We start from the raw sequence: 6,113 nt of genomic DNA, 5'->3' as shown, positions 1-6,113 counted from the left end.
GAGGAAGGCGACGTTGCCGACCGCTGGACGCAGTGCGAGGCCGAGCAGGAGCCGGTCCCGGAAGACGTAGGAGGCCCCGGTCCGTGCTTGGTGGAGCAGTGATTCGCGGGCTTCAGGTACGGGCCTGGGCATGGGGGGCAGTGACCGGACGAGCAGTGCGGAGACCGCGAACGACACCGCGTCGGCGAGCAGTGGAACTGCGCGTCCGAGTGCGAGCAGGGCGCTGCCGGCGGGTGGTCCGGCGAAGCCGGATGCGGCGGTTTGGGTGCCGCGGAGGCGGGAGTTGGCGCGTTGCAGGAGTGTGGGGTCGCGGCGGAGCAGGTCTGGTAGGTAGGCGGTGGCGGCGGTGTCGAAGAAGAGTCCGCCGAGGCCGAGGAGGAACGCGAGGGCCGCGAGCAGTGGAATGCTCAGGATGTCGAGCATGGCGGCGGCTGCGGGTATCGCGAGCAGCACCGCACGTGCCGCGTCCGCGACCCACATGGTGCGTCTGCGGTCCCAGCGGTCTACGAGCGCGCCGCCGAGTACGCCGAAGAGGAGCCAGGGCAGTGTTCCGGCGGCGGTGACGACGGCGAGTGCCATCGGGTCCCGGGTCAAGGTCAGTGCGAGGAGGGGCAGCGCGGCATGCGTCACGCCGTCGCCGAGCGAGGAGATGGTCTGCGCGGTCCACAGCCGCCCGAACCCGGTCGGCAACTTCTGAATGTCCGAGGTCATTCGGCGCTCCCGTCTGCCTGCTCGCGCCATGCCGGGTGGAACAATGCGAAGACGAGTGACGCGTCCGGCAGCGCCGGATCCGACAGCTCGCGGTACTCGTCCGCCAGTGCCTGCAGCCGCGCCCCGAGCTCCGCGAACTGCTCGTCGGTGAGCCGCAGATGCGCCATCCGTACATGCCGCTCGCCATCCAGCGGCGCTGCCTCCAGGTCCGCCACCGCATGCCGCATCAGCACGTCCGGCCCTCCCTCACCCGGATCCGGCAGCTCGATGGACCGCGCGGCCATGGCGTAGTACCGCTCGATGACCCCTCGGACCTTCCGCGTCCGCACCACCTTCACCAGGCCGGCCCGCTCGAGCAGCCGCATGTGATAGCTGGAGCTGCCCTTCGACAGGCCCATCCGTTCGGCGACCTGCGTAATCGTTGTCGGCTCGAAGCGCAGCACGGCCATGATCCGGTGACGCGTGAGATTGGAGACGGCGCGGAGCTGCTCGTCAGTGGTGACATGAAACGTCTCGGGGAGTTCATCGGCAGGCACGCGCCAATGGTCCATGATCCTTGACCATTGCGCAAGCGCGAGTCCGTGCGGTCTTCTGCGGGAGATGGCCGTGTGGGAGACCAACGCCGCTCTGGCCGCACAGTCCGACCTCACGGCCGACTGTCGAGCATTGCCGAGGATCGGCACACGCTCTTTCCGAATCCCGTCTCGGGCCGTTCGTCACTGGGCGAGCCCGCTCCGCCGGCCGGACGGCAAGGGCATCCCGTTCAAGGTGCTGCTGCTGTGCGACCGCGACGAGCAGGCGGTGCTGTTGCGGCAGGAGATCGCATCCGCAGTTCACAAGATGCGGTGAATCCCAGTGCCGCTGCCGGTCAGTCGTTGTTGCGGTGCTTGTTGTTGGGCCGGACCACTCCGGCGACCCAGCCCCACGGGCGGGACTCCAGCGCGACCGCCTTGGCCGCGGCGCCGCGGCGCATGATCCGGCGGTGGCGCGGTAGGAGACGCAGCGGCCAAGGGCGGTACATCACCGGCCGATCGTAGGAGCTGGGTCGTTCATCACGCGGCAGCATTACCGAGATCGGACAGCCGGGCGGGGTGGCTGCAGCGCCTTGCCCGCGCGGTCACCGTCGTGCGTGCACGGGATCAAGGCGTCAATTGCCGCCGGCGGCGATTGCGTCGCGCTGTTCGGGATGCACCGCGTACCGGTAGTACTGGTACAGCGAATGCTCCGGGCCCTGCTCGAGGCGCTTCGCCACCTTGGTGTGCGGCCACCCCATAACCCCGTCGCCGGTTTCGACGACCGCCTCGCGCAGGCCGGCGTCGTAGCCCCACTGACCGCTGGTCGCCCGGATGATGAGCTCACCCAGCTGGAAGTTCAAACGCATCATCGCGTTGGTACGGCCACCGACGCGGATGCGATGGTAGCCAACTCCACGCCTCGAACGTGTGCGTGACTACTCGGGTTTGTGTGGGCGCTGGACGCCCTCAGAGGTTCCTGTGACGTTCGGTTATGTCTTGCGTCGTTCGGCGATGGTTGGCACTGTTGCTGGCACATGTCAGCAGCTACCTCATCAGCAAGGAGCCCACGCCGATGTCGTCCACAGCAGGCGAGCTCGTCACCGAGGTGTTGGAGTACGACGGTGGACGTCAGGTCACCGCCTACGTCCCGGCGGCCGCGCCCGAGGCAATCGTCTTTGCCGGAGACGGCCAGTTGATCACGTCGTGGGGAGCAGCTCTTGAGGCCGCCGATCTACCGCCCACGATGATCGTCGGCGCGCACCGACTGGAGGACGAGACGCTGCGGCTGCACGAGTACTCACCGGGCCGCAGCACGGACGCGTTCACCTTCGACCCGCAACGGTTCGCGGCACACGAGAAATTCTTCGTCGAGGACGTACGCCGATGGGCGGCGACCCGCCTGGGCGCCAAGCTGCCGGCCGACCGAACGGCGGCGTTCGGTGTCTCCGCCGGTGCAGAACTCGCACTGGCCATGGGGCTTCGGCATCCCGACATCTACGGCGCGGTCTTCTGCGCCTCGCCCGGTGCGGGGTACCGGCCACCCGCCGTGCTGTCCGGCAGGTTCCCACGCACCTATCTCGTCGCCGGCACCGAAGAACCGTTCTTCCGCGACAACGCGACCCGGTGGGCGAACGCGCTGCGCGATGCGGGTGGCGACGTTGTCCTGACCGAACGGGCCGGCTCGCACGGCGACGCATTCTGGGAACAAGAGTTTCCGCTGATGGTGGCGTGGGCGTTCGGACACTGACCTGCCCGACGCCGCCGAGGGCCCAACGATGATCACGTTACCGTCGTTCGTTGATCAACTCGTGCGACTCACCACAGCATTCAACCGGATCCTTCGGCTGTCCGGGGCCACAGTGCAGTCGGCGGCGTTCACCGAGCAGGGACTCGTGCCTCGAAGGCGTCAACGCCAAGATCCGGCTTATCCAACGCCGCGGCTTCGGCTTCCGCAACCTCGACGCCCTCACCGCAGCCATCTACCTCTGCCTCGGCGGAATCAGCCTAGATCTACCCACAGGAACCTGAGTAGTCGCACGTGTGCTCAGACCGCTCGAACTTCGGCGAGCCGTTTGACTGCGTACTCGTCGTCCCAGCAGACGGCGGCTTCCCATGCGGCAGAGGCTTGCGCGGCGATGTCGTGCGCGTCGTCGTCGAGGTCGGCGGCGTTGCCGGGCAGCACGAGGTCGAGGACGGGGACGTCGACGTGGGACTCGTCCCAGTCGATCAGCGCGACCCGGTCCGCGGTCATGCGGACGTTGCCAGGGTTGTTGGGGTTGCCGTGCACGACGCAGGTCTGACGTCCGGCCAGCCGCGCCCACGCTGCCCGGCATCGAACGACGCTCTCAGCGGGCATCGCGCCGAGGTCGATCTTCGTCCCGGTCTCGGCGTGCAGGAGGTCGGTCGACGACCGCCAACCTGGGCGCTGCGGCCAGCCCTGCGTCAACCGGTGCAGCTCGCGGAGCGTGCCGGCCACGCGACGCCAGTCGGCCTGCGTCTCGGGCGGACCGCCCTCCAGGTACGTCATCACCACCAGACCGTCGACGAACAGCCGGCCGTCCACAGTCGGGATCGGCACCGGCACGGTCAAACCTTCCCGGTCGAGGTGTTGCAGGAGTCCGGTCTCCCACGCGAGATCAGCGTCGCTCCTGACGCCGAGCCGGCCGACCGCGAGCTGCCCGTTGACGCGCACACTCCACACGTCGTTGGCGACTCCGCCGGTAAGCCGTTCGATGCGAGCGGCGTCGTCACCCCACTGCGCGAGTGCCTCCCATCCCATTGGCCACATTTTACGGAGTTCCCGACGTCGCTGCTCTCGACGTGCCGATCCGGCCGTTCGTAGTACGAGGTCGATGCAGGGAAGCGGACGTTGGTGCGTCGGATTGCCAAAGATCAGGCGACCGCCAACGTATTCGTATCTGTCTTAGCATGCGTGGATGTCGTTGCACGTGTACCGCTTCGGGCCGCAGACCGGCCGGGCAATCGTCGCGGTGCACGGTCTGAAGGGCTACGGCGGGCGGTGGCGCGTGTTCGCCGAGGAGCAGCTGTCCGATTTCCAGGTGATCGCCCCTGACCTCAGGGGTCATGGGCTCTCGCCCGGCGAGCCGCCCTGGACGTTGGAGCAGCACGCCCAGGATGTGCTCGATGTTCTCGATCGGCATGGCTTGGGCCAGGCGCCGGTCCTCGGGCATTCGCTCGGAGCGACCGTCGCGGTATATCTGGCCCGGCTGGCACCGGAGCGGGTCGACCGGCTCGTTCTGCTGGATCCGGGAATGGCGCTACCGGGCCCGTTGGCGGAGCGGCGAGCGCGCGACGCGCTGTACGTCCCTACCTTCGACAATCCGGAGGAGGCGGTGGCGGAGCGTGCCCGGTTCTGGCCTCGGGAAGCACATCGCCTCGTCCGGGAGGAGGTGGCGAACCATCTGGGTTGTGGGTCGGACCGGCGGTGGCGGTGGCGCTACAGCGTGCCTGCCGCCGTCACCGCCTACTCGGAACTCGCCCGGCCCGCCGTGACGCCGCCCGCACACATTCCTACGCTGCTTGCCGTCGCCGGCCGGCACGACGCTGCGAATCCGTCCTATCCGGATGCCTGCCGTCGAGTGCTAAATCGGTTCGCTGTTGTGGAACTCGACTGCGGGCACCACATCCATCTCGAACGGCCCGTCGAAGCCGGCCGGCTGATCCGCGACTTCCTCGCCGAAGCCGCCAGCGGTCCACCCGTGCCCGACGAGGCGCGCTGATCTGCCGCAGACTCGGGTGACATCCAGCGCCGGAACTCGGTTCTGACGCGAGACCACCCCGGCATGACGACGCCGCAGGTGGCACCCCCAAAGTCACCGGCGGGCTTCGGCCTCCACGGCCCGGGAGAGGAACGCGTCAAGCCTGTCGCCCCACCAGGTCTCCTCCTCGGCAGCGGCCCAGTATTGGTCCGTCAGCTCGGCGAGGTGCCCGGCGTTCGACAGGCCGGCGTACGGGCGCACCACCGAGCCCTCAGGCAGCCTGTTCAGCTCGTCGTGTCGCACCGCCCACTCCTGTCCAGCGGCGGTCACCGACTCCGCCGCCCGCATCACCACATCGGCCATCCCGGCCGCACCGATGTCCCGCAGCGCCTGGACCGCCTGCGCAGCATGCCGGCCATGCGAGTTGGAGAAGTACGCGAGCAATGATCCTTGCGTGACCTCGAAGTCAAGCCAGTTCAGGACCCACATCACGCGCATCGGCGCCGGCAGCCGCGCCAGCAGCTCGTCCTCCTCCTGCGGCGAGCGACCGGCCATGACCACGTCGAGCTCGGCCAGGAGCGCGGCCTGAAGGTCTCCGCGGGACAGGCTGCTCAATTCTCGCCAGACCAGGACCACGACCTGGATCTTCGCACGAACCGAGACGGCATTGCGCTGATCGAGGTCGGGTACGGTACGCGGCATGAGCGACAGTCCGTTGTCGGACGCGATGGGCGAACACGCCGCTACCCGTAGCCCGGAGAGTTACGAGCGGTTCCTTGCGCTCTTCCGAGCCGGCACGGTCGGCATCGTAGCCATCGGTACACCGGAGACGGACGCCTCCGGTCGCCTTGTGACAGGCAGCAACCTGGGCGCGGGCCGGACCACTTACGGTGACGGCAAGGCACGCATTCTGACCTTCGCCGATCCCGAGACGGCCCTGCGCAACTTCGGTCCGCGCTTCAATGCCGGCCTGTCCGGCGCGGATGTCCTGCAGATGGTCGCGACCAATGCCGACTGCGACGGCATCCTGGTCAACAGCGCCACCGAAGAGATCAGTCTTGTGATCAGCAAGTCCACGGCGCAGTCTCTGGTCGAGACGGAGCCGCCCAGACGGCGGTGGTGGAACCGCAGGTAGCGCTTCGAGCCGGATGGCCTGATCCTTGATAGT

General features: G+C 68.1%; 11 protein-coding genes. 5 read left to right on the top strand and 6 right to left on the bottom strand.

Features of this window, described 5'->3' with window-relative positions:
- Both ACFPIJ_RS51060 and ACFPIJ_RS51055 read right to left on the bottom strand, forming a co-directional pair.
- Positions 1–711, bottom strand: a 711-nt coding sequence (locus ACFPIJ_RS51060; RefSeq protein ID WP_380126750.1) for an MFS transporter, incomplete at its 3' end; no start/stop codon positions are given.
- Positions 708–1,262, bottom strand: a complete 555-nt coding sequence (locus ACFPIJ_RS51055) for an ArsR/SmtB family transcription factor (protein ID WP_380126749.1) — start codon at positions 1,260–1,262, stop codon at positions 708–710. The genes ACFPIJ_RS51060 and ACFPIJ_RS51055, both read right to left, overlap by 4 nt.
- 55 nt (positions 1,263–1,317) lie before the next feature.
- On the opposite strand from ACFPIJ_RS51055, the gene ACFPIJ_RS51050 reads away from it, so the two are divergent.
- Positions 1,318–1,560: a hypothetical protein gene (locus ACFPIJ_RS51050; RefSeq protein ID WP_380126748.1), complete on the top strand. Its 243-nt coding sequence runs from the start codon at positions 1,318–1,320 to the stop codon at positions 1,558–1,560.
- Between the two features lie 19 nt (positions 1,561–1,579).
- Here ACFPIJ_RS51050 and ACFPIJ_RS51045 read toward each other — a convergent pair whose 3' ends face one another.
- Positions 1,580–1,735, bottom strand: coding sequence for a hypothetical protein (locus ACFPIJ_RS51045; RefSeq protein ID WP_380126747.1), 156 nt, complete (start codon positions 1,733–1,735; stop codon positions 1,580–1,582).
- Positions 1,736–1,858: 123 nt separating this feature from the next.
- A complete protein-coding gene (locus tag ACFPIJ_RS51040; protein WP_380126746.1) occupies positions 1,859–2,092 on the bottom strand; it encodes a hypothetical protein in 234 nt (77 codons plus the stop codon).
- 206 nt (positions 2,093–2,298) lie between these two features.
- Between ACFPIJ_RS51040 and ACFPIJ_RS51035 the strand changes: the two genes are divergently transcribed.
- Both ACFPIJ_RS51035 and ACFPIJ_RS51030 read left to right on the top strand, forming a co-directional pair.
- Positions 2,299–2,973, top strand: coding sequence for an alpha/beta hydrolase (locus ACFPIJ_RS51035; protein ID WP_380126745.1), 675 nt, complete (start codon positions 2,299–2,301; stop codon positions 2,971–2,973).
- A gap of 50 nt (positions 2,974–3,023) precedes the next feature.
- Positions 3,024–3,254: a transposase gene (locus tag ACFPIJ_RS51030; protein WP_380126744.1), complete on the top strand. Its 231-nt coding sequence runs from the start codon at positions 3,024–3,026 to the stop codon at positions 3,252–3,254.
- Positions 3,255–3,270: 16 nt separating this feature from the next.
- On the opposite strand, the gene ACFPIJ_RS51025 is transcribed toward ACFPIJ_RS51030, so the two are convergent.
- Entirely contained in the window at positions 3,271–4,005 is a 735-nt protein-coding gene (locus ACFPIJ_RS51025) for a phosphotransferase enzyme family protein (RefSeq protein WP_380126743.1), read from the bottom strand.
- 157 nt (positions 4,006–4,162) lie between these two features.
- Between ACFPIJ_RS51025 and ACFPIJ_RS51020 the strand changes: the two genes are divergently transcribed.
- Complete coding sequence (locus ACFPIJ_RS51020) at positions 4,163–4,966, top strand: alpha/beta fold hydrolase (RefSeq protein WP_380126742.1); 804 nt, start codon at positions 4,163–4,165, stop codon at positions 4,964–4,966.
- A gap of 93 nt (positions 4,967–5,059) precedes the next feature.
- Here the strand turns inward: ACFPIJ_RS51020 and ACFPIJ_RS51015 are convergent, their stop codons facing one another.
- Positions 5,060–5,647 carry a DMP19 family protein gene (locus ACFPIJ_RS51015; protein WP_380126741.1) on the bottom strand — a complete coding sequence of 196 codons (588 nt, stop codon included), beginning with the start codon at positions 5,645–5,647 and terminating at the stop codon, positions 5,060–5,062.
- On the opposite strand from ACFPIJ_RS51015, the gene ACFPIJ_RS51010 reads away from it, so the two are divergent.
- Positions 5,646–6,080, top strand: a complete 435-nt coding sequence (locus ACFPIJ_RS51010) for a hypothetical protein (protein ID WP_380126740.1) — start codon at positions 5,646–5,648, stop codon at positions 6,078–6,080. The genes ACFPIJ_RS51015 and ACFPIJ_RS51010 overlap by 2 nt on opposite strands.
- Positions 6,081–6,113: the final 33 nt, after the last annotated feature.

The organism is Dactylosporangium cerinum (assembly GCF_042653625.1).
Classification (GTDB): domain Bacteria; phylum Actinomycetota; class Actinomycetes; order Mycobacteriales; family Micromonosporaceae; genus Dactylosporangium; species Dactylosporangium cerinum.
The sequence above is the reverse complement of the archived record's forward strand: the minus strand, read 5'-3'. Positions and strand labels throughout refer to the sequence as shown.

Bases quoted from the DNA above. Each gene is read 5' to 3' on its own strand.
- ACFPIJ_RS51055 (WP_380126749.1), bottom strand. From the start codon at position 1,262: ATGGACCATTGGCGCGTGCCTGCCGATGAACTCCCCGAGACGTTTCAT.
- ACFPIJ_RS51040 (WP_380126746.1), bottom strand. From the start codon at position 2,092: ATGCGTTTGAACTTCCAGCTGGGTGAGCTCATCATCCGGGCGACCAGC.
- ACFPIJ_RS51015 (WP_380126741.1), bottom strand. From the start codon at position 5,647: ATGCCGCGTACCGTACCCGACCTCGATCAGCGCAATGCCGTCTCGGTT.
- ACFPIJ_RS51020 (WP_380126742.1), top strand. From the start codon at position 4,163: ATGTCGTTGCACGTGTACCGCTTCGGGCCGCAGACCGGCCGGGCAATC.
- ACFPIJ_RS51010 (WP_380126740.1), top strand. From the start codon at position 5,646: ATGAGCGACAGTCCGTTGTCGGACGCGATGGGCGAACACGCCGCTACC.
- ACFPIJ_RS51035 (WP_380126745.1), top strand. From the start codon at position 2,299: ATGTCGTCCACAGCAGGCGAGCTCGTCACCGAGGTGTTGGAGTACGAC.
- ACFPIJ_RS51025 (WP_380126743.1), bottom strand. From the start codon at position 4,005: ATGGGATGGGAGGCACTCGCGCAGTGGGGTGACGACGCCGCTCGCATC.